Raw genomic sequence first — 329 nt, forward strand, 5'->3', positions numbered from 1 at the left:
GATCAGCGAGAACGGCCGGGTTCGTCCGCTCCAGGGCTCCAGCAGCTTGACCAGGCGGCCATTGGCAAGGCGCTCGCGGACGATGAACTCGTAGGTCTGGCAGAGACCCAGGCCGTGCTCGGCCAGGGACACGATGCCCAGCACATCGTCGGTCACCTCGATACCGGCCGCCGGCGCCCAGTCGATCTCCCGCTCACCGTCGCGAAACAGCCAGTGGCCGACCCGCCCGCTGCTGGGCATGACAAAGGGCAGGCACTGGTGCCGGGCCAGTTCCCCGAGATGCAGCGGCGTGCCGCAGCGCTTGAGGTAGTCCGGCGCGGCCACCACAC

The 329-nt window shown here is 69.3% G+C and carries 1 protein-coding gene; it reads right to left on the minus strand.

What is annotated here, in order from left to right; all coding sequences use genetic code 11:
- On the minus strand, window positions 1-329 hold a 329-nt coding region (locus tag HX803_RS32460), incomplete at both ends, for a LysR substrate-binding domain-containing protein (protein ID WP_256732995.1).

The organism is Pseudomonas sp. P7548 (assembly GCF_013386585.1).
In the GTDB taxonomy this organism is placed as follows: Bacteria; Pseudomonadota; Gammaproteobacteria; order Pseudomonadales; family Pseudomonadaceae; genus Aquipseudomonas.